The sequence below is a fragment of the Streptomyces phyllanthi genome, assembly GCF_009377205.1.
Classification (GTDB): Bacteria; Actinomycetota; Actinomycetes; order Streptomycetales; family Streptomycetaceae; genus Streptomyces; species Streptomyces phyllanthi.
In genome coordinates, this window is sequence record NZ_VJZE01000059.1 from 11288 (window position 1) to 31721 (window position 20434).

General features: G+C 69.2%; 16 protein-coding genes. 10 read left to right on the plus strand and 6 right to left on the minus strand.

Annotated features, from left to right (window positions below; all coding sequences use genetic code 11):
- Positions 1 to 19: 19 nt before the first annotated feature.
- Positions 20 to 1948 carry a serine/threonine protein kinase gene (locus tag FNH04_RS11770; protein WP_152783196.1) on the minus strand — a complete coding sequence of 643 codons (1929 nt, stop codon included), beginning with the start codon at positions 1946 to 1948 and terminating at the stop codon, positions 20 to 22.
- Positions 1949 to 2746: 798 nt separating this feature from the next.
- Between FNH04_RS11770 and FNH04_RS11775 the strand changes: the two genes are divergently transcribed.
- From FNH04_RS11775 to FNH04_RS11795, 5 genes are all read left to right on the plus strand, one after another.
- Positions 2747 to 3736: a TauD/TfdA family dioxygenase gene (locus FNH04_RS11775; protein WP_228031297.1), complete on the plus strand. Its 990-nt coding sequence runs from the start codon at positions 2747 to 2749 to the stop codon at positions 3734 to 3736.
- 81 nt (positions 3737 to 3817) lie between these two features.
- The gene (locus FNH04_RS11780; RefSeq protein WP_322722936.1) at positions 3818 to 4585 is read left to right on the plus strand and encodes a sulfite exporter TauE/SafE family protein; all 768 of its coding nucleotides are present in this window, start codon (positions 3818 to 3820) and stop codon (positions 4583 to 4585) included.
- Between the two features lie 70 nt (positions 4586 to 4655).
- Entirely contained in the window at positions 4656 to 5726 is a 1071-nt protein-coding gene (locus FNH04_RS11785; RefSeq protein WP_228031298.1) for an alpha-hydroxy acid oxidase, read from the plus strand.
- A 46-nt stretch (positions 5727 to 5772) separates the two neighbouring features.
- The gene (locus tag FNH04_RS11790) at positions 5773 to 6897 is read left to right on the plus strand and encodes an aminotransferase-like domain-containing protein (protein WP_322722937.1); all 1125 of its coding nucleotides are present in this window, start codon (positions 5773 to 5775) and stop codon (positions 6895 to 6897) included.
- The gene (locus tag FNH04_RS11795; RefSeq protein ID WP_322722938.1) at positions 6857 to 8311 is read left to right on the plus strand and encodes a benzoate/H(+) symporter BenE family transporter; all 1455 of its coding nucleotides are present in this window, start codon (positions 6857 to 6859) and stop codon (positions 8309 to 8311) included. Before FNH04_RS11790 ends, FNH04_RS11795 begins: the two co-directional genes overlap by 41 nt.
- On the opposite strand, the gene FNH04_RS11800 is transcribed toward FNH04_RS11795, so the two are convergent.
- Positions 8260 to 8601 carry a VOC family protein gene (locus FNH04_RS11800; RefSeq protein ID WP_152783201.1) on the minus strand — a complete coding sequence of 114 codons (342 nt, stop codon included), beginning with the start codon at positions 8599 to 8601 and terminating at the stop codon, positions 8260 to 8262. The genes FNH04_RS11795 and FNH04_RS11800 overlap by 52 nt on opposite strands.
- A 661-nt stretch (positions 8602 to 9262) precedes the next feature.
- Between FNH04_RS11800 and FNH04_RS48575 the strand changes: the two genes are divergently transcribed.
- The 4 genes from FNH04_RS48575 to FNH04_RS11815 all read left to right on the plus strand — a co-directional run bounded on the left by FNH04_RS48575 (position 9263) and on the right by FNH04_RS11815 (position 15976).
- Complete coding sequence (locus tag FNH04_RS48575; protein WP_265580019.1) at positions 9263 to 9391, plus strand: hypothetical protein; 129 nt, start codon at positions 9263 to 9265, stop codon at positions 9389 to 9391.
- Positions 9388 to 12639, plus strand: coding sequence for a discoidin domain-containing protein (locus tag FNH04_RS11805; RefSeq protein ID WP_152783203.1), 3252 nt, complete (start codon positions 9388 to 9390; stop codon positions 12637 to 12639). The genes FNH04_RS48575 and FNH04_RS11805 overlap by 4 nt, the downstream gene beginning before the upstream one ends.
- Entirely contained in the window at positions 12636 to 14132 is a 1497-nt protein-coding gene (locus tag FNH04_RS11810) for a family 43 glycosylhydrolase (RefSeq protein ID WP_322722939.1), read from the plus strand. Before FNH04_RS11805 ends, FNH04_RS11810 begins: the two co-directional genes overlap by 4 nt.
- Positions 14133 to 14464: 332 nt before the next feature.
- Positions 14465 to 15976, plus strand: coding sequence for an FAD-binding oxidoreductase (locus tag FNH04_RS11815; protein ID WP_152783205.1), 1512 nt, complete (start codon positions 14465 to 14467; stop codon positions 15974 to 15976).
- 255 nt (positions 15977 to 16231) lie between these two features.
- Here the strand turns inward: FNH04_RS11815 and FNH04_RS11820 are convergent, their stop codons facing one another.
- The 3 genes from FNH04_RS11820 to FNH04_RS11830 all read right to left on the minus strand — a co-directional run bounded on the left by FNH04_RS11820 (position 16232) and on the right by FNH04_RS11830 (position 18595).
- Positions 16232 to 16948, minus strand: a complete 717-nt coding sequence (locus FNH04_RS11820; protein ID WP_152783207.1) for an anti-sigma factor family protein — start codon at positions 16946 to 16948, stop codon at positions 16232 to 16234.
- Positions 16945 to 17520 carry a sigma-70 family RNA polymerase sigma factor gene (locus tag FNH04_RS11825; RefSeq protein WP_152783209.1) on the minus strand — a complete coding sequence of 192 codons (576 nt, stop codon included), beginning with the start codon at positions 17518 to 17520 and terminating at the stop codon, positions 16945 to 16947. The genes FNH04_RS11820 and FNH04_RS11825 overlap by 4 nt, the downstream gene beginning before the upstream one ends.
- Before the next feature lie 103 nt (positions 17521 to 17623).
- Positions 17624 to 18595, minus strand: a complete 972-nt coding sequence (locus tag FNH04_RS11830; RefSeq protein ID WP_152783211.1) for a CHRD domain-containing protein — start codon at positions 18593 to 18595, stop codon at positions 17624 to 17626.
- 171 nt (positions 18596 to 18766) lie between these two features.
- Here FNH04_RS11830 and FNH04_RS11835 point away from each other — a divergent pair, with 171 nt between their 5' ends.
- A complete protein-coding gene (locus FNH04_RS11835) occupies positions 18767 to 19288 on the plus strand; it encodes a COG4315 family predicted lipoprotein (protein ID WP_194236640.1) in 522 nt (173 codons plus the stop codon).
- An 11-nt stretch (positions 19289 to 19299) separates the two neighbouring features.
- Here the strand turns inward: FNH04_RS11835 and FNH04_RS11840 are convergent, their stop codons facing one another.
- The gene (locus FNH04_RS11840) at positions 19300 to 20247 is read right to left on the minus strand and encodes a DUF1996 domain-containing protein (protein WP_322722940.1); all 948 of its coding nucleotides are present in this window, start codon (positions 20245 to 20247) and stop codon (positions 19300 to 19302) included.
- Positions 20248 to 20434 lie beyond the last annotated feature (187 nt).

A 20434-nucleotide genomic window follows, 5' to 3' on the forward strand; every position in this document is an offset into this window, starting at 1 on the left:
CGGCACGGTCACCCGGTGGTCAGCGCGTCAGTTTCCACTGCTGTTCCGGTGCGTCCCAGTCCGTGACGCAGGTCCATTGGACGGCCTGGGCGCCGCTGTCCGTGCTGCCGCCGCCCTCGATCGACAGGCACCGGTCGCTCTTGTCGTTCACGAGTTGGCCGCCCGCGCGAGTGGACCAGTGCTGTTCCGGCGCGTTCCAGTCCGTGACGCAGGTCCATTGGACGGCCTGGGCACCGTTGGCCGTGCTGCCGCCGCCCGCGATGGACAGGCACTTTCCGGTCTTGACGTTCTTGAGCATGTTGGACGAGGCCCCGGCCCAGTACCAGCGCTGCTCGTCGCCTCCGTTGCAGGTCCACTGGATGGCGTGCGTACCGTTCGCCGAGCTGCCGCCGTTGTCGAGCGACAGACACTTCCCGCTCTTCGTGTTGACGAGCTCGTATGTGGTCCTCGTCGTCCCGGAGTCCGGTGGCGTCGGAGCGGCCTCCGTCGCGCCGGCGGAGGCAGAGGCCTTCGACGAGGGCTGCCGGCTCTCCGCGGAGTCTTCCGACTCCCTGCCCTGCTCCCCCGCCTCGTTGCCGCCCGCGCCGCCCTTGTCTCCGGACCGGCTCGCGGTGGGGCTGCCCGGCCGCTGTGACGCCTTGCCCTCCCCCTGCGACGGTGTGCGTACGGCCGAGGCGGCGGCCGACTTCCTGCCGCCGCCGTCGTCGGTGCCGACGGCCAGGTACGTGGTGACGCCGCCGCCGACGAGGAGTACGGCGGCTGTGGAAGCGGCGATCACCGGCAGGCGCCTGCGGTCCGACCGAGGCCCGGTGACGGGCCGTTCACCGGCGTTCGCCGTCCGGAACGGTTCCTGGACCGGTACGGCGTTTTGGTTCAGGCCGATCGGCGGCGGGCCGAAGGCTCCTGCTGGTACGGCTGCTGCTGGTACGGCTTCTGCCGATACGGGACGGGGGGCCGGGCCGGATGCCTCCCGGTCCCCAAGTGGCCCTTGGGCCCCGGGAGTCACGGGGGTTCCGGGCGTCCCGGATGCCCCGGGCGTCCCGGATGCCCCGGGCGCCGCCGGCTTGGCGCGGCCCAGCAGGAGCGTGTCGGACGCGGGAAGCGGCTGGTCCGCGGCGAGCGCGGTGAGCAGACGCACCCCCTCCGCCGCGTCGGGGCGGGACGCGGGGTCCTTGGCCAGCAGCGCGTGCAGGACCGGGGCGAGCGGGCCGGCACGGCGCGGCTCGGGCAGCGGTTCGGTGACGATCGCGTTGATGGTGGACCAGGTGGAGGTCCGGCGGAAGGGAGTGCTGCCCTCGACGGCGGCGTAGAGGGTGGCGCCCAGCGACCAGATGTCCGATGCGGGGCCGGGCTGCTCTCCGCAGGCCCGTTCGGGTGGGAGGTAGTCCAGGGAGCCGACGAGTTCACCGCTGCGCGTGAGGTGGGTGTCGGCGCCGTCACCGGGATCCTCGATGGCCGCGATACCGAAGTCCGTCAGGACCACCCGCCCGCCGTCTTCGAGCAGGATGTTGCCGGGCTTCACATCGCGGTGCAGCACGCCGACGCGGTGGGCGGCGCCCAGGGCGTCGAGGACCTTGGCACCGATCTCGGCCACGCGCCGGGGTTCAAGGGCACCTTGCCGACGTGCCACCTCCTCCAGCGAGGACCCCTCGATCAGTTCCATGACGATGAGAGGGTGGCCCTCGTGCTCGGTGACGTCGTGAACGGCCACGACTCCGGGATGACGTACACGGGCGGCGGCCCTGGCCTCACGCTGCATGCGCAGCCGCAGCCCGGCCAGCCCCTCCCCCTCGGCGTCCGTGTCGGCGAGGGAGGCACGGAGCTCCTTCACCGCGACCTCCCGGCCGAGGGTCTCGTCGACGGCCCGCCATACGGTGCCCATGCCGCCACGGCCCAGCCGCCCCACCGTCCGGTAGCGGCCGGCGAGCAGCCTGCCCTCCCCATCCACGTGACTCTCCCCCACCACTGCCGCTGCCCGCCCTGAGGTTGGTTTCGCTGTGCGAAGAGCAGCCTAACGGGCGAGATGAGGCAGGTGAGTTGACGGGTTGCGTGACGGCCCGGGGCGGAGTGCCCGGGCCCGGCCGGTTCGATGCGAGATGGGTGATTACCGCGCCGTCTTCCCGGCCGCCCCCGGATCACCACGGCGTCGGACCCGAGCACTCGGCCGGGCGTCTCCCGGGCCACCGCACGAGTTGCTCGCGCCGTTGCCACAGGGAACATGACGCGACCCTGCCCGGAACCGGCGATGAACCGCCCGACGCCGCCGCGACATCCTCACCGTCCCGCCCCGACACCAGCGCGGCCACCGTTCGCATGACCGCCGAGCGCCCTGCGTCGTGATGCTGGCCACATTCCCGAATTCTGTTCGACATACCGGATGGACTGTGGCGAGAAAGCGCGCACAGGTGGCACACAGCAGCGGTTGCACCTCCGAGGCCCGAGGACCACCAGTGCGTCGGCGCCCAGCTCCTGCCATTTCGCGAACCCTCGTCCACGTCGATCATCAGGGCAGCTCAGGACGGGCATTGGTCATGTGCAACCAAATCGAACACACCTTACAAGAAAGCCGTCCTGTGGCCGGATAAACCTAAAATCCCCTTTGCGAAAAAGTAACCATTTCCGCCAACTGTCCCACTTCTTAACAGGTACGGTCACCGTCCGAAACCTTTTGTTGACGGAGTGAATTTACGCGGGTTAGGTTGATCAACGTCTTCGATGAGTGCACATGCGAAGCTAGGAGGGGGATTTGACCGCCGCCGCCCAAGGTGTGACGAGCTATCACTTAACCGAATCCGAGGCGACCAAGACACGCGAGTTGTCGGTGCTCGCCGGCCGCCTCTCCAACTCGCTCCCCATCGTTATCTCGGGGCTGTTGCTCGATCTTCCCGAAGGGATGCGGAAGCCTCTGCTCGACTTCGGAGCGGAGAGCGGGGAAAGCGGGTACTTCATGCTCCGCGGCCTGATGGTGGACGATCTCCCGGAGACGCCCGCCGTCCACGGAATGACGTCCCTCGACGACCATTTCACCAACGGCACTCTCATGCTGGTCGCGGATCTCCTTGGTTCCCTCGTCGGATATCAGGACGAGAAGTCGGGGGCACTGTTCCACGATGTGCATCCGGTTCGCGGCGAGGAGCATCGCATCGAGAACAGCGGATCGGTCGCCTTCGACTTCCACACGGAGAACGTGCACCACCCCCTGCGGCCGGACTTCCTCGGACTGCTCTGTCTGCGCCAGGATCACGAGGCGATCGCCGCGACCCGTCTGTCGTCCGTGCGCGACGCGCTGCCGCTCCTCACCGAGGACCAGGTGGCGGAGCTGCGGAAACCGCAGTTCCACAGCCTGTACCCGACCTCGTTCACGCGGAACACCGAAGGTCCGCGGCCCTCGTCGGGGCCGCATCCGGTGATCTTCGGGTCCGTGGACCAGCCGTTCATCCGCTTCAACTCGCACAACACACGGGCTGCCGACGCCGGCGGAGAACGCGTGCTGCGTGCGCTGACCGAGGCACTGGAGAGCGTCTGCCGCGATCTGGTACTCGCGCCGGGCGACCTCGTCGTGCTGGACAACCACGTGGTGGTGCACGGCCGTAGCGCGTTCCAGCCCCGCTACGACGGGCGCGACCGGTGGCTGCGGCGCTTCTACTCCCTGCGTTCGACCCCGCTGTGGGCCCAGCGGATGATGCGGCACCCCCGTGTGCTGCCGGCGATGGCGGATATCCGCGGCGTCGTCTGACCTGCCCCGAGGCACTGCCCACCGCGTCTGACGTCGTGCCACGCGGGCCGAGGGTGACCCATGTGACACGAATGAGGAAAAGTGGATCTGTACGAGGTACTCGGCCTGCTCCTCGCCGCGACGGCAGCCGGGTGGGTGGATGCCGTCGTAGGCGGGGGCGGGGTGCTTCTCATCCCTGTGCTGCTGCTGTCCTTCCCGCAGTACCCGCCTGCGACGGCACTCGGCACCAACAAGATCGCAGCCGTCATGGGCACCGCGACCGCCGCGTACATGTACCAGCGGCGTACACGACTGGACCGATCGGTCCTCGTGCCGGCTGCGGCGCTCGCGGTCCCCTTCGGTGCACTGGGGGCGCTGTCGGCGGCGAGCGTGCCCACGAGTTACTTCCGGCCCGTCATCATGGCCCTGCTGGTCTCGGTGGCGCTGTTCGTCGCCTTCAGACCGAGTTTTGGTGTGCAGCAGATGGACACAGTCGTAACCCGGCGCCGCCGTGTCACGGCTGTTCTTCTCGCGGGCGTCGGAATCGGTTTCTACGACGGCGTCTTCGGCCCCGGGGTGGGTACCTTCCTCATCATTTCCTTCACCACTCTTCTTGCCACGCAGTTCCTGGAGAGCGCGGCGATGGCAAAGGTCATCAACGCCTCGTCGAATCTGGGTGCCCTAGCGGTTTTCGCGTGGCAGGGGAATGTTTTGTGGGCCCTTGGTCTCGGAATGGCTGTAGGCAACATAACGGGCGCGATGATCGGCTCGCGCACCGCGATGAAAAAGGGCTCTGGATTCGTACGGATCGTGCTGGTGCTTGTGGTCACCGGAATGGTGATCAAGATGGGCTTCGATCAGTTCGCGTAAGTGAACTTCCCGTGTCGCTGCGGGAAACATCCCTGAACGGCGAGCGGTGAGATCGCAGACAGGAGAGCATATGGCAAGGGAACTGTCCGCGCTGTTGACCCTTCCCGACTTCGAGCGTGCGGCTGACTCCGTGCTCGACGCCGCTTCGTGGGCATACGTTGCCGGCGGCGCTGACACCCAGGTCACGGTACGTGCCAACACCGAGGCGTTCGACCAGGTCTGGCTGCGGCCCCGGGCCCTCGGGAGCGCGAGCGACAAGCCGGACACGTCGGTGACCGTTTTCGAGCAGCGGCTCGCCCTGCCGGTGCTGCTCGCTCCGACCAGCCCACAGCGGCTTCTGCACGACGACGCGGAGATCGCCACGGCCCGGGCCGCCGAGGCCGCGGGAACGATCTCCATCGTCAGCACTGACAGTCACCATGCCTTTCCCGAGGTGGCCGGGTCCGTCCAGGGCGGCTGCTGGTTCCAGCTCTATGCCTACCGGTCCCGGGAGGATGTCGCTGCCACGATCGCCCTGGCAGAGGAGGCCGGCGCGACCGCTCTGGTGGTCACCGTCGACGCCAGTCACGCAGCCCGTCGGATCACCACCCGGCGCTCGGGCTTCCGCACCCCCGCCCACGTCGACTTCGGCAATCTGCGCTCGCTCGGCATTCTCACCGGCGCGATCCCGGACGGTGCACGCATCGAACGCCTTCCTCTGACGTGGGAGGACCTCGCATGGATACGGAGCCGGACCGGGATGCGCCTGGTGGTCAAGGGCATCCTGCGCGCTGAGGACGCCGAACGGTGTCTCGACCTCGGGGCGGAGGGGGTCATTGTCTCCAACCACGGCGGCCGCCAGCTCGACGGCGCGGTTCCGAGCCTGGTTGCGCTCGAACAGGTCGCGGCGGCGGTGTCCGGGCGTGGCCTGGTCCTGATGGACGGCGGTATACGGTCCGGGGTCCATGTCGTCAAAGCCCTCGCTCTCGGGGCGGACGCCGTGTGCATCGGCCGGCCCTACCTGTGGGGGCTCGGTCTCGCCGGGCAGGAGGGCGTCGAAGCGGTCCTCGGCCTCCTCAGGGACGAGATCGAGGACACGCTCCTGCAGCTCGGCGTGGACTCGGTCGCCGACATCGGTTCCGACTTCGCGACCCGGGTCTGACACCCCCGCTCGGGCCTGTCGGCCCACTCGTTCAAGGAGACGACTTGTGACTGTCCAGACCGTCCACTTCTCTCGCGGCATCCCCCCGCTCGAAGCAATACCCTCCACCGCCATCGCCGAGCACACCTCCGCGGTCCTCGCCGCGGAACCCGACCGCGTCTTCCAGTACGCGCCCATCGGCCGTCACACCGGTGACCAGGAGCTTCGCGAGCAGCTCGGCAAGTTCCACTCGGTCGACCCCGACCGGGTGTTCGTCACGAACGGTTCTCTGCAGGCACTCGACCTGCTTGCGGCTCATCTGCTGCGCGACGCCGTCGAACCCCAGGTCCTGGTCGAGGCACCGACGTACGACCGCGCGGTGCAGATCTTCGAGCGGCACGGGGCCCAGGTGTCCGGGGTGCCCCTGCGGCACGACGGCGTCGACCTGAACGTCCTCAGGGAACGCCTGCGTACCAAGGTCCCCGCCTTCGTCTATGTCATCCCGGACTTCCAGAACCCCAGCGGTGTCACCACGAGCGAGGACAAGCGCCGCGAGTTGGTGCGCCTTTCCGCCGAGTACGGCTTCACCATCCTGGAGGACATCCCGTACCGGGAGCTCCGCTTCAGCGGTACTGCTCCCACACGCCTCGGTGAGTTGGCGGAATCCACCGACGGTGCTCACGTGCTCACCATCGGCTCGCTGAGCAAGGTGCTCAGTCCCGGCCTGCGCGTCGGCTACGTCATCGGCCCGCCCGGAACGCCCCACGCCCTCGCGGCCCTGGCCGAGAGCACCTATCTGTCCCCGGCCCCGTTGCTCCAGGTGGTCGCCGCGCGGGCACTTGCGAACGGTCTCATCCGGGAGAACACCGAGCACGTACGGCGGTTGCTGCGGCCCCGGCACGACGCCGCGGTCGAGGCGGTACGGCAGACGCTCGGCGACGTCCACCTGTGCGTACCGGAAGGCGGCTACTACATCAGCGTGCACCTTCCGATCCGTACCGACGAGGAGTCCTTCCTGGCCGCTGCACGCAAGGACGGCCTGGCCCTGACACGCGGGTCGGCCTTCTACCCGGCGGACTCCGCGCCTCCCTCCGGCACCGTGTTCCTGCGGTTGCCGTTCCAGGCACTCGATGGCGAGGAGTTCGCGGAAGGTGTCCGGCGACTCGCCGCTGCCGCTGAACGAGCGGCGTAACGAGCAGGAGGCGGTGCCCGCGGGGGCGGGTGCCGCCCGCCGAGCCGGCGAGGACGGCGGGGCGGGACGACGCGGCGTCGTCCGCGACGCTTCGCTCTCCGCCGTCCTCGCCGGGCTCGTCGCTGTTGTGGTCTCCTGCTCGGGCCCGTTGGTGATCGTCCTCGCCGCGGCGGACGCCGGACGGCTCAGCCCCGATCAGACGGCCTCCTGGGTCTGGGCCGCGTGCGTCGGCAGCGGAGTGACGTGTGCGGCTCTGAGCTGGTGGACCCGCATGCCGGTGATCACCGCCTTCTCGACACCGGGCGCAGCGGTCCTGGTCGGCAGCCTCGGGGCATACCCGTATGCCGAGGCGATCGGGGCGTTCCTGGTCACCGGCCTGGTCATGGCACTGATCGGGGTGACAGGCGCCTTCGGGTGGGCCATGCGGCGCGTGCCTCCCGGTGTGGTGGCCGGCATGCTCGCGGGCGTGCTGTTCTCCTTCGGGGCCGGTGTCTTCTCCGCGCTGGACAGAATCCCCGTCCCGGTACTCGCCTCGGTCGTCACGTACTTCGCGGTCAAGCGGCGGTCAGCGAGATACGCGGTGGCCTGTGCCTTCCTCGCCGCTGTGCTCGCGACGGCTGCGGGGCCCGGCGTTGATGTCGCGGTGGGTGACATCGCGCCGGCCGCCCCGCTGTTCACTGCTCCCGACTTCTCGCTCCAGGCCATGGTGGGCATCGCGATCCCGCTGACTGTGGTCACCATGGCGTCACAGAACGCCCCGGGGCTCGCCGTGCTCACAGCCTTCGGTTACCGCCCGGATGATCGCACGTTGATCGGGGTCACCGGACTGGCGTCGGCGGCGCTCGCGCCGTTCGGCGGGCACGCGATCAATCTGGCGGCCATCACCGCCGCGATCTGTACCGGCGAGGAAGCACACCCCGATCCGCGGCGCCGCTATGTCGCGGGAGTCGCATGCGGTTTCTTCTACCTGGTGACCGGGGTGTGCGGGGCCGCCCTGGTGGGTCTGTTCACCGCGCTGCCGGCCGACTTGGTCGCTGTCATCGCCGGGGTGGCTCTCCTGGGCGCGTTCTCCACGAGTCTCGCCCAAGCCGTCGCCGACGAATCCGGCCGAGACGCGGCCGTGGTCGCTTTTCTGACCACGGCGTCGGGCGTCACACTCGGCGGCATCGGCTCGGCCTGCTGGGGTCTTGTTCTGGGCCTCGCCACGCACGCGACACTCACCCTCCGGCGACGGGCCCGTCGCCGGTCGAACGAGGGCGCGCCTGACCGCAGCACGGACGCAGAGCTTGGCGGTGGCGGTGGCGGTGGCGGTGGCAGTAGCGATGGCGATGGCGATAGGTCACCCCGGGAGGCCGGCCGAGGTCAGAGCGGAGCGCCGCCGAACCCGATCTCGTTTCCGTCCGGGTCCTCGTAGATGACCTTGCGCACGCCGTTCGAGTAGGTCTCGCGGTTCCGGGGCTCCAGTCCCCGATCAGCGATCCCGGCGACGCGGGTGTCGAGGTCGTCGACGAAGACGGTGTGCATGGCGTGGCCGGCGCGCCCCGGCCGGTGCTCGATGTGGACATACCGGTGTTCCGCCAGCTCCCACACGGCCTCCGTGTCGTTCGGGATGAACGTCGGCGGGGAGCCGAGCAGCCGCTCGTACCAAACCAGCGCCGCCGCGTAGTCGTTGACGGGGATGCCTGCGAAGAGGTCGACGGCCATGACGCCATGGTAGGCACGGCAACGCCCCGCACCCGTCGCCCCGGGCGAAGCGTGACCCCATGGCGGCCGCGCGCGGCCCCATCGCTGCTCCGAGCTCATCTTTCCGAAATCCTTTTCGGTCAAGGAGAGGTCCTCGCACCAGGTACTGTCCGCACTCCCCCCTGCCCGTCACATCGTGGTAATCCCTTGTCGATCGAGTGCCGCAGCTCCCTCTCTTCTCTTGACAGTGCGATGGTTCACATTTACGTTGCGAAAACCTTTTAGGTCAGCCTCATCGCTCCCCGTGGGGACGCAGAGGAGGGGACATGGACATCCGATCGACCCGGCACCGGATCACCGTGTGGCCGAGGACCGCGAAGGGGTCTTGGACCGGAGCCCGGGCTCGGCGGCTCCAGGGCACGATGTACCGCCCTCGATGACGCCGCGATGACGGGCGGTCGCGGCACGTCCCACGTCCGCCGCCCGTCCGGCTCTCTTCCTCGCTCTTCCTCTCTCTTCAGCGCTTCCGTACAGCTCCATAAGTGTCAGGAGCACGACATTCGGCTGGCCGCCCGGCACACCTGACCCGCCCCCGCCCGCCGAGGCTCCCCGGAGATCTCGTCGGAGAACGTCAGCACCATCGCGAGCGAACGCCTGCTGTCAACCGGACAGGGAGCACCCGATGAGAAGACGAAGGACGGCGACCCCGCGTCGGGCCGCCTCCACCGACCTGACCCCCTCCACCGACCGTGAACCCAAGTCGCCCCCGGTGGACGTGACCGGCCTTCAGGAACTGCGGGGCCTGTCATGAAGCGCCTCTTCGTCGCCCTGCTGCTCATCGTCTGTTCCGTCTGTTCCGCGACCCCGGCCGCCGCCGCGCAGACCATCGGGTTCCCCACCTTCAGCGGACCCGCGATCCCCGCCCCGCCCGTCGCCCACACGACGGGCGACATGATGAAGTCCATCTACGACGCGGAGAGTTCCGGGACCGACTTCTGGATGGACCGCCTACTGGCCCGTTCCGGCAACGACCCGGCCGGCTCCTGGCTGATGAGCCGCGGGCGCGCGCTCTTCATGAAGACCCACAACCCCGCGGTGCTCGGCTTCGGCGGCAACGTCGCCTACTGGGAGAGCATCAACGACAACAACGCCTACTCCGTGGCGATCAGCCCGGGCACTTTCACCGAGCAGGTCTCCCAGCGCCGGCAGACGCCCAGCCACTGGAAGAGCGTGCACACCAGCGGCTCGATCACGGTCGACCAGACCAAGTTCATCACCGACAACAACGTCGCCGTGACCAACCTGGCCATCAAGAACAACGGCACCGGCTCCACCACGCTGCAGTTACGTGCGACGTCGCCGTACGCCACCTCCGGCGCCGGCAGCGAGCTGACCGGGCAGGTGGGCGCGTACAACAACCTCACGACCATCCGCCCGCGGCTCACCGGCGACGGTTTCACCGTCTCCGGCGGCGGCCTGGGCCGGTCGGTGACGATCGCGGCCGGGGCCACGGTGACCGCCAAGGTGGTCATGGGCTTCGTCACCGACGAGATCCCCGAATCCCTCACCGAGTACAACGCGTACGCGGGTTACTCCGCCGCCACCGCCTTCGCGACCCACGTCAGGGCCTACAACCGGTGGTGGGCGCAGAACGTGCCCTACATCGACGTACCCGAACCCGCGATCAAGAAGAACATCTACTACCGCTGGTGGCTGATGCGCTTCAACAGCCTCGACGCCGACATCCCCGGGCAGACCTTCCAGTTCCCGACCTCCACCGAGGGCGTCCTCGGCTACAACAACGCGATCGCGCTGACCCAGCCCATGCACATCGACGACCTCAAGTACCTGCGCAATCCGGCCTACTCCTACGGGAACTGGATCGGCGTCGGCCAGACCTCCAAGGGCGGCCGGTTCCTCGACAACCCGGGCGACCCGGAGAACTGGTCCAACAGCTACACGCAGTACATCGCCGAGGCGGCGTGGAAGAGCTACCAGATCCACGGCGGCCAGCCGGCGATCGCGCGCAGCCTGGCCCACTACGCGGAAGGCGACGTCAAGGGCCAGCTCGCCCACTACGACCACGACAACAACAAGCTGATCGAGTACGACTGGGGCGCCCTGACGGGCAATGACGCCGACGCGGTCTCCTTCCACTGGAAGCCCGGCAACATGGACCGCGCCGAGTCCGCCTACCAGTACAGCGGCGCGCTCGCCGCCGCGCAGGCGTACGAGGCGGCCGGCAACACGGCCAAGGCCACCGAGATGCGCACCCTCGCGACCCAGATCAAGGACGCCATCGTCAACGTCCTGTGGAACCCGAACCGGCAGCTGTTCGAGCACCGGCTCAAGTCGACCAACGAGTGGGTGCCCTGGAAGGAGATCAACAACTACTACCCGTTCTCGGTCGGGGCCGTCCCCAACACGTCGACGTACCGGCAGGCCCTGCGGCTGTACGACGATCCGGCCCAGTACCCGGTCTTCCCCTTCTACACGGCCAACCAGGTCGACAAGAAGGCGGCCGCCGAGGCCGGGGAGCCCGGCTCCAACAACTTCTCCACCATCAACTCCACCGTCCAGTTCCGGCTGTACTCCTCGGTGCTGCGCAACTACCCGAACTCCTGGATGAGCGCGACCGACTACAAGAAGCTCCTCTACTGGAACACCTGGGCGCAGTACATCGGCGGCAACACCCAGTGGCCCGACGCCAACGAGTTCTGGGCCGACTGGAACGGAAGCACGATCAACTACCGCTCCTGGATCCACCACAACATCCTCGGCAGCAGCAACTGGACCGTGATCGAGGACGTCGCCGGGCTGCGACCGCGGGGCGACGCCAAGGTCGAGCTCTCCCCCATCGACATCGGCTGGAGCCACTTCACCGTCAACAACCTCCGTTACCGGGGCGCCGACCTGTCCATCGTCTGGGACGACCCGGCCGACGGTGTGGTGCGCTACCCGGGCGTCCCGGAGGGCTACTCGATCTACGTCAACGGCGACCGGGCCGCCACCGTGAGCTCGCTGGTGCCCTTCACCTGGGACCCGGCCACCGGTGACGTCACCACGAGCGGCACGGTCACCCACCACACGGCGGTCGCCGGGCTGAAAGCCCCCAACCAGGTCACGCAGGACAGCCCCCAGATGGTCGACCTGCTCGCCAAGGCCGGCGTCGACCTGACCGCCGACCTGACCAACCTCGCCTCCGGCGCGACCGTGTCCGCCTCCCACACCGGATCCGGCAGCGGCGTCGCCGGCGCGGTCGACGGCTATCCCACCAACGAGCCGTTCTGGGGCGCGGGCGGTTCGTCCAACAGCCAGGACTGGTACGAGCTGAACTTCGGCACCGCCCGCACGCTCAACGAGGTACGCCTGTACTTCAAGGACAGCCGCCCGGCCAGTACGACCTACCGGGCCCCGTCCTCGTACACCATCCAGTCGTACGACGGCGGTTCCTGGGTGAACGTGCCGAGCCAGTCCAAGAGCCCGGCGGCGCCACGGGCCAACTACAACGTGGTGCGGTTCCCGGACATCAGCGCGCAGCGCATCCGTGTTCTGGCCACCCACGCCTCCGGTGCCAGGACGGGCCTCACCGAGGTCAAGGTGTACAACCGGGGCGGCGCCCAGCCCCCGGCCAACCAGGCGACGTCCGCGACGGCGTCCGCGTCGTACACCTCCCCGTGGGAGAGCGTCACCGCGGTCAACGACGGGATCGACCCGCCGTCCTCCAACGACACCGTGAACCCGCGCTGGGGCACCTGGCCGGAGACCGGCCAGCAGTGGGCCGAACTGACCTGGCCGTCGGCGAGGACCCTGAACCGGGCCGAGGTGTACTTCTTCGACGACGACCAGGGCATCGACATGCCCGCCGCGTGGAAGCTCCAGTACTGGAACGGCAGCGCCTACGTGGACGTGCCGGGCGCGAGCGGCTACCCGCTGGCCAGGAACCAGTACAACACCGTCACGTTCGACGCCACGAACACCACGCGACTGCGCGTGCAGCTCACCAGCAACGGCACCAACTCCGTCGGCCTCCTCGAAGCAAAGGTGTACGGCCCGTGACTCGTTCCAGATGTCTGTCCGCGCTCATAGGCGTGCTCACCATGGTGGTCGCCTTCCTGGTGGCGCCGCCGCCCGCTGCCGCAGCCGTCACGTTCACCTCGACGGGGGTGAACCAGAACGGCGGCAACTGCCTTGACCTGCCTAACAGTTCGTCGGCCAACGGAACTCAGCTGCGTGCCTTCGCGTGCGGCGGCGGAGCGAACCAGAACTTCGTCTTCACCCCCGTCCCGGGGACGAGCGACACCTACACGATCACCACCCAGTCCGGTCAGTGCGTCGACGTGTACGGCGCCTCGACCTCCGACAACGCCGCGATCATCCAGTGGCCCTGCCACGGTGCGACGAACCAGCAGTGGCGGCTCGTCCCGGTGTCCGTGAGCGGCACCGACAAGACCTTCAACCTGGTCTCCGTCGGCTCCGGCAAGTGTGTCGCGCCGAGCGGCGGTTCGTCGGCGTCGAACACCAACCTGGTGCAACTGCCGTGCTCCACCGCGAACGGCAGGGTGTGGCGGCTGCCCGGCTTCACCGGTGGCGGCACGAGCCCGGGCACCTTCACCAACCCGCTCTCCCAGCGCGGACCGGACCCCTGGCTCACGTACCACGACGGGTACTACTACCTCGCCACCACGACCTGGAACTCGACGATCACCATGCGCAAGGCCGACACCCTGGCGGGACTCGCCACGGCCACCGACCAGGTGATCTTCAACCTCACACGGCCCAACGGGGCGGGCACGATGTGGGCCCCGGAGTTCCACCTGCTCGACGGACCCAACGGGAAGCGGTGGTACTTCTACTACACGGCCGGGCGGGAGCCGTACGACCTGGGCACCCAGCGGATCCACGTACTGGAGAGCGTCGGCCTGGACCCGATGGGGCCCTACAGCTTCAAGGCCGATCTGCTCGACCCGACCCAGGACAACACCTGGGAGCTGGACCCGAGCATCCTCCAGCTGAACGGCAGTCTCTACCTGCTCGGCACCTACTACAACGGCTCGCAGCCCATGTTCATCCGGCCGCTGTCGAACCCGTGGACCGCCAGTGGCACCCGCCGGGTGCTGTCCACGCCCACGTACAGCTGGGAGACGGTGGGCGGCGCGGTCAACGAGGGCGCCGAGGTCCTCCAGCGGGGCGGCAGGACGTTCATCATCTACTCCGCCAGCCACTGCTCCACGCCGGACTACAAGCTGGGGATGCTCACCTACAACGGCGGTGACCCGCTCAGCTCCTCCTCCTGGGTCAAGTCACCGAACCCGGTGTTCCAGCGGTCCAACGCCAACGGTGTGTACGGCCCCGGCCACAATGGCTTCTTCAAGTCGCCCGACGGGACCGAGGACTGGATGGTCTACCACGCCAACAGCTCCGCGAGCGGCGGCTGTGACATGAACCGGTCCACCAGGGCGCAGAAGTTCACCTGGAACGCCGACGGCACACCGAACTTCGGCACCCCGGTGGCCCTGGGTGTCCCGCTGACCGCGCCCTCAGGGGAGTAGCACCGAAGAGGCCGGGTTCCAGTTCGGCCACAGCGGAAGGGCGCCTGACGGGGGCAGATTCCCGTCAGGCGCCCTTCTCGCGCGTTCGCGCGTACCTCCGCGCACCCGGCCGGTGTGTCCGCTGAGCGGCTCGGCCGTGCGGGCCTGTCCGGGTTACGGCAGGTATGACTACCGCGCCTCCTCGGCGTGGCAGGCCGTACCGTCCCGCCCGGCCGGAACGATGAGGGCGCGCCGCGGCCGTCCCGTTCCCTGCGCGGAAGGGCTGTCGCAGGCCCCGGGCGAAGGCGGTGGCGCTCATCGATGCCGACTGCCGAGAGAAACCGGAGAGTGCAATGGTCCTGAGCCGACGTCAGGTGCTGTGGCGGGGCGCGCGGGCGGCCACCGCGATGGGTGCGGCCGCCTCACTGGGCGGCGCGGGTTACGCCGCCGCGTCGGCGGCCGGCAGGCGGGACACGGAAAGGTGGCTGCCGGAGTCGGCGTGGCGGGACCTGGCGCGGGAGCTGAGCCCGGCGGCAGGGCTGTACCGGCCCGGTTCCGTGCAGTACGCGAAGCTGGGGCTGCCCGACAACCGGCGCTATGCGGCCGTACGGCCGGCGGGCATCGTCGCCTGTGCGAGCGAGTCCGACGTGCGGGCTTCCCTGCGCTGGGCCGCGACACACGGTCTGCCCTTCGCGCCGCGTTCGGGCGGTCACAACTACGCCGGATACTCCACCACCACAGGTCTGCTGATCAGTCTGCGCCGGATGAACGGCGTGGTGCCCGCCGGCCACCGGCTGCGGGTGGGCGGCGGTGCCACCAACTCCGACGTGTACGACGCCCGGGCAGCCGATCTGTACTTTCCCGGCGGCCGTTGCCCCGGTGTCGGGGTGGCCGGGCTCACTCTGGGCGGAGGGCTGGGGTTCAACGACCGCAAGTGGGGCCTGACCTGCGACCGGCTGGCCGAGACGCGTGTGGTCCTCGCCGACGGGTCGCTGGTACGCGCCGCCGAGGACGAGAACGCGGATCTGTTCTGGGCCTGCCGCGGCGGGGCGGGCGGCAACTTCGGCATCAACACCGCCTTCACGTTCGACGCCGTGGACGTCCGCGGACTGCGTGCCACGGTCTTCGACCTGGCCTTCCCCCTTCACCGGGGCGTCGAGGTCATGGACGCCATGCAGGGCGTCCTGGCCGAGGACACGCGCCACGACGTGGACATGCGTATCGGCTTCACGAACGCCGGTGAGGGAGGGACCGGGGTGCTGTGGCTGCTGGGTCAGCGTCTCGGTGACGAGGACGCGGCCCGCCACGCCCTCGCGGCGGTGCTGGGCCTGGGCCCGGACACCTCGTTCGTCGAGGAGCGGCACTTCTGGGACGCCCAGAGCTACCTGATGGAACAGCCGGGACCGCCCGCGGCGAGCGCGTCGAAGTCCCTGGTGCCCGACCGCCCCATCGAGCGGCGGTCGGTGGAGGACATCGTCGAGTGGGTCAGCGCATGGCGTCCGGGCCGGGCGGGCAACTCCGGCTACGTCACCCTGTTCGCCATGGGCGGCGCCGCCAACGCGCCCGCCCCCGGTGCGACCGCCTATCCGCACCGCGACGCGACCTTCGTCATCGACATCGGCAGCCACTGGTCCCCCGCCACCCCGCAGGACACGGTCGACGAACTCCTCGCCCAGCTGAACACGATGTACCGCACGCTCGGCAGGGCGCTGCGCACGTCGGCGGCCTACGTCAACTTCCCGGACCCCGACCTGCGGAACTGGCAGCACGCCTATTACGACGGCAATTACGACCGTCTGGTCGCCGTCAAGCAGCACTACGACCCCGGTCACCTGTTCCGCTACGGCCAGAGCATCGCCGGCTGAGTCCGCCCCTTCGGCCCGTCCGCCCCTTCGTCCGGACGGAACGGACAGGCGGACGGGACGGGACGAGCGGACGGGGTGGACGGCGGTCACCGCACGATCGGACAGCGGCCTTGGTGCGCCCCGGACGCGAACTTCACCGCCTCGTCGCGCGGTTGGTCGCGCTCTCGGCGGTGCTCCAGGCCGACGGCCGGAAACGCCCGCCCCCGCCGCCGGAACTCGGCCCGGCGACGGGAGCGACAGCGCGGTGCGGTGCGGTCAGACCTTGACGGCCACGTACTCCTTGCCCTCCTCGTTCTCCACCACGACCTTGGCCACGTCGTCGACCGGAACGGCCGCGGAGCCGTCGAGGTTGGAGCCCTTCTCCTTGTCGGCGACGAGCCAGCTGCCGGCGATCTCGCGGCTGCCGTCCTCGGCCACCACGATCAGGCGGCACCGTTCACCGGCCGGGATGCCCTTGACCGAGGCGTTGACCCGGACCCAGTCGGAGGCCGGCGTCACCTGCACCGACATCCGGGTCCCCGTGCTCGCGCTCGTTCCCGAGGCGATCTTGATACCGGCGGGCGGCGTGGCCGTGGCGGTGGGGGCGGGCGGCTCGGACCCGTTCCCGGCCTGGGCTTTCTGTCCGCCGAAGCCTTGGCCGATCAGCACACCGCCGCCCAGTACGGCCGCCGCGGCGACCGCCGCGACCGCGGACAGGACCACCCGTCGTCGCCGCTCCACGCCGTCCCGTTCGCTGCGGGCCCGCCGCAGCGTGCGCTGCAGCAGCAGATCGCCGCCCTCCGGCGGTCCGTCGAGAAACGCCTCCGGAGGCACCTCGCCCAGGGCCTCCTGCATCTCCCTCAGCCCGTTCAGTTCATCGCCGCACTTCTGGCACGACGCCACATGTTCGTCGACGGCTCGCACCTCCTGCTCATCGAGCGCGCCGAGGACATAGGCACCGAGCAGATCGCTGTCGTGCTGCTGAATGCTCATACCGCCACCTCCTTCAACGCGACGAGCTTCGCTGTCCCTGGCTTGTCCCTGTACATGTCGCGCAGGGCTTTCAACGCATAGTGTGACCGGGACTTGACCGTCCCGGGTGGTATCCCGAGTTTCTCCGCCGCTTCGGTGACGCTCCTGCCCAGGAAGTAGATCTCCCTCAGCACGTCCCGGTGGTCCGGTGAGAGCCGGTCGAGTGCCTCCATGACGAACATCGAGTTCACCACGCCGTCCGCGTGGTCCTCCTCCACCGGTGTGGTGGCCGCCGACTCCGCGACCTCGGTGGGGCGCACCGCCTTGGCCCGGTACCGGTCCGTGATGATGTTGCGGGCCACGGTGAGCAGCCACCCGCGCACCGAGCCCTTGCCGTTCACCAGTGCGTCAGGGTGCTTCCAGGCGCGGATCAGGGTCTCCTGGACCACGTCCTCCGCCGCCGCGTGGTCACCGGTCAGGCGCTTCGCGTACGCGAGGAGGGCCCCGCCGTGTTCCTCGTAGAGACCTCGGATCAGTACCTCGTCACTCGTTCTCTGCTTCTGCCGAGTGCGGGACCACAGTGCCGCCGCCATCCACTCACTCCGTCCTCTCCTGTTGCCGACGCGCTGAACACGGCTTGTCGGCAGGACCGGTTCACGTACCGGCCCTATGTGCTCCAGATCACTTCTGCCGGTGTCAGTGGAAGAGCTGACCGCGCACGGCGCCGTCGGGGAACTCGGCGGTGTGCAGGTTGGAGTAGAACCCGGTCGGGTTCTTCTTGATCTGCTTGAGTACGGCGCCGTCCGACACCGCGGCCGAGCCCGAGACGGCGAAGATGTTCTGCGGGACGGGCGTGGTGAACAGCGCGACCTTCACGGCGCCGTTCTTCCCCAGGACCCCCTCGTGGATGTGGCCCGCGGCGGGGGCCGCGATGTTCACCCACGCCAGGGAGTAGTCCACCGAGCGGCGCCCGGGCTGGAGGAACGTCACGGCGTGGCCGTCCGGGTCGCCCACCGCCTTCGGGTCCTTGGCCGGGACCTCCTGACTGCCGTCGGCGAGGGCGCGCAGACCGCCGCCCTTGATGATGCTGAGCGGATTGACGAACCCGCGCAGCGGCTTCAGCTGGCCGCGCACCGCTCCGCCGGGGAACTCCGCGCTGTGCAGGTTGACGTAGAAGCTGCCGGGGTCGGTGCGGAGCCGCTCGGCGAGCGCCGCGTCGGTGACGGTCTGGCCCGCGGCGGAGTGCACCCCGGCGGGCATGGCCGTGGTGAACAGGCCCGTCTTGACCGCTCCGTTGACGCCCGGCTTGCCCTCGTGGATGTGGCCGAGCGTCGGTGCGCCGATGCCCCTCCAGGTGAGGGCGAAGGTGACCCGGTCGCCCTTGACCTTGATGAGGGCGACGGCCCTGCCGTCCTGGTCGCCGACGGCCGGGCCGCCCGCGGTGGGCACTTCCTGCGCACCGTCGAGGCGCGCCACCAGCGCCACGGCCGGGGCCTTCGCCGAAACCGCCGACGGCGCCTTCCCGGCGGGGGCCGCGGCGGCGGCCTTGCCGGTGTGTCCGGCATGGCCGTCGTCGGCCACCGCGGGGACCGTGGTGGCGGTGGCGATCAGGCCCGCGACGAGCACGGCGGCCGACGCGGTGGAAACGAGAGCGGAATTCCTGCGCATTTTCTTGGTCCTTCCGAGTGCGAATTCAACTTCGAACACCCGGCACACGACTCCGACGGTGAGGCGGTTCAGTGGAAATTGGGATTGAACCCCTTCCGGCCGGCAGACGTGTGGGAGCCGCGACGCGTTTTCGCGGAGCATCCACCGACGACGACAAGGACGGTCGACATCATGCGCGCACGGATCACTCTTGCGGCGATTTCCCTGACCCTGCTGACCCTGACCGCCTGCAGTGGAGACACGGACGAAGGGGCGGCGGGCAAGTCCGCGGGCCGCTCCACGCAGGGGGCCGCGCAGGGTGCCGATCCGGTCGTCAAGGTGGCCGGCTCCGACCTCGGGGACATCCTGGTGGACCAGGACGGCCGTACGCTCTACGCCTTCACCAAGGACAAGGCGGGCCAGAGCAACTGCGACGCCGACTGCATCGCCGTATGGCCCGCGCTGACCGGCTCCACCAAGGTCGCCGCCGGTCCCGGCACGAGCAAGGCCCTGCTGGCGAGCGCCACGAACGCCGGGGGCGCGGTGCAGGCCGTATACGGGGACTGGCCGCTCTACTACTACGTCGGCGACTCGTCCCCCGGTGACGTCAACGGGCAGGGCCTGGACGGCGAGTGGTTCGTGGTGGGCGCGGACGGCAAGCTCGTACGCGAGGGCGCCGAGCCGGCCGGGACGACCGGGACGACCGGGCAGTAGGACTGCCCGGATCACTCGGACCGGCATGGACGGCCTTCATTGATGCAGCGCACCAGTTCCGCCATCCGTCTGTCGGTCATCACGTTCACGAACATGCCGTGATCGGTCCTGGGGTCGCGCGACTGCTCGGGGAAGGAGTCCACGGCGAAGGGCGTGCCGTGCGGGAGGTCGTAGGTGAGAGTGATCCGCAACTGAGGTATGGGGAACGTCGCGTGCGGGCAGACACCGTCGGCCGTGGGGAACTGCACATGGGTGCGGTGGTTGTAGCTGTCGGTGTCCAGGCCGTTCCAGCAGCTCGGGAAGTCGAGCGTACGGGTCGGGCCGCTGTCCTCGGGGCACAGCGCGTACCTGGTCGAGAACCGCCCGGGGTGGCCGGAACAGCCCCACTGGGCCCGTACCAAAAGGTCGTCCGTGGTCGCCGCCACCGGGTCCCCGGTGACCAGCCGGAGGAAGCGGGGCATGGCGATCACGTCGCTCAACGGGTTTCCGCGGAACTCCACACGCACCGAGGACGCGTGGAGGATCTCGCCGGTGTTGCCGTCCAGTCCACCGCCCACGTCTTCGGCGTCGGCCCCGGTGCGGTCCAGTCGGCGCAGCACCGGCCAGTAGTACGTGGAGCGGTCACCGCCCGCGCAGGTGGTCGGGGCGGCGGCGAGACTCGCGTTCGTGGAGAACGCGTTGGTGGACAGGTTGCCCACGTAGTCGTGCACATGATGGGCGCCGCTCGTGACGCCCGGTGAGACGACGACATTGTCGGCGTTGTAGTGGTCTTCCTCGTTGCGGCCGCAGTCCACCGTGAAGGACCCGGTGGAGGCTCCCGGTCCGGTGGCCGGGGCAGGAGCCCGCGGTACGGCGGCGATGTCGACATAGCGCTCCGCCGCGGGTGCGGCGTGGCTCTCGGGAGGGCGAACTGCCAGCGATACCACCAGCGCGACGACCGCGGAGACGCAGAGGGTCACGGGCAGAACGACCTTTACCGGGCGGGCTCTTCGGCGGCCAGGGCGATTCCACACGGCAGCAGAGTCGCAGTATTGTCCAGACCAATCAAGATCGAAGCCGAACCTTTAACGGTTTCGCCATCGTTCCGGGCGGTACGGCGGGGAGGACCCGGGCGGTCCCGGAGCGGCTCCCCGGGCGGGTCCCGGG

Coding starts and splice junctions, on each gene's coding strand:
- FNH04_RS11835 (WP_194236640.1), top strand. CDS start 18,767: ATGCGCGCACGGATCACTCTTGCGGCGATTTCCCTGACCCTGCTGACC.
- FNH04_RS11785 (WP_228031298.1), top strand. CDS start 4,656: ATGGCAAGGGAACTGTCCGCGCTGTTGACCCTTCCCGACTTCGAGCGT.
- FNH04_RS11800 (WP_152783201.1), bottom strand. CDS start 8,601: ATGGCCGTCGACCTCTTCGCAGGCATCCCCGTCAACGACTACGCGGCG.
- FNH04_RS11815 (WP_152783205.1), top strand. CDS start 14,465: ATGGTCCTGAGCCGACGTCAGGTGCTGTGGCGGGGCGCGCGGGCGGCC.
- FNH04_RS11830 (WP_152783211.1), bottom strand. CDS start 18,595: ATGCGCAGGAATTCCGCTCTCGTTTCCACCGCGTCGGCCGCCGTGCTC.
- FNH04_RS11805 (WP_152783203.1), top strand. CDS start 9,388: ATGAAGCGCCTCTTCGTCGCCCTGCTGCTCATCGTCTGTTCCGTCTGT.
- FNH04_RS11825 (WP_152783209.1), bottom strand. CDS start 17,520: ATGGCGGCGGCACTGTGGTCCCGCACTCGGCAGAAGCAGAGAACGAGT.
- FNH04_RS48575 (WP_265580019.1), top strand. CDS start 9,263: ATGAGAAGACGAAGGACGGCGACCCCGCGTCGGGCCGCCTCCACCGAC.
- FNH04_RS11820 (WP_152783207.1), bottom strand. CDS start 16,948: ATGAGCATTCAGCAGCACGACAGCGATCTGCTCGGTGCCTATGTCCTC.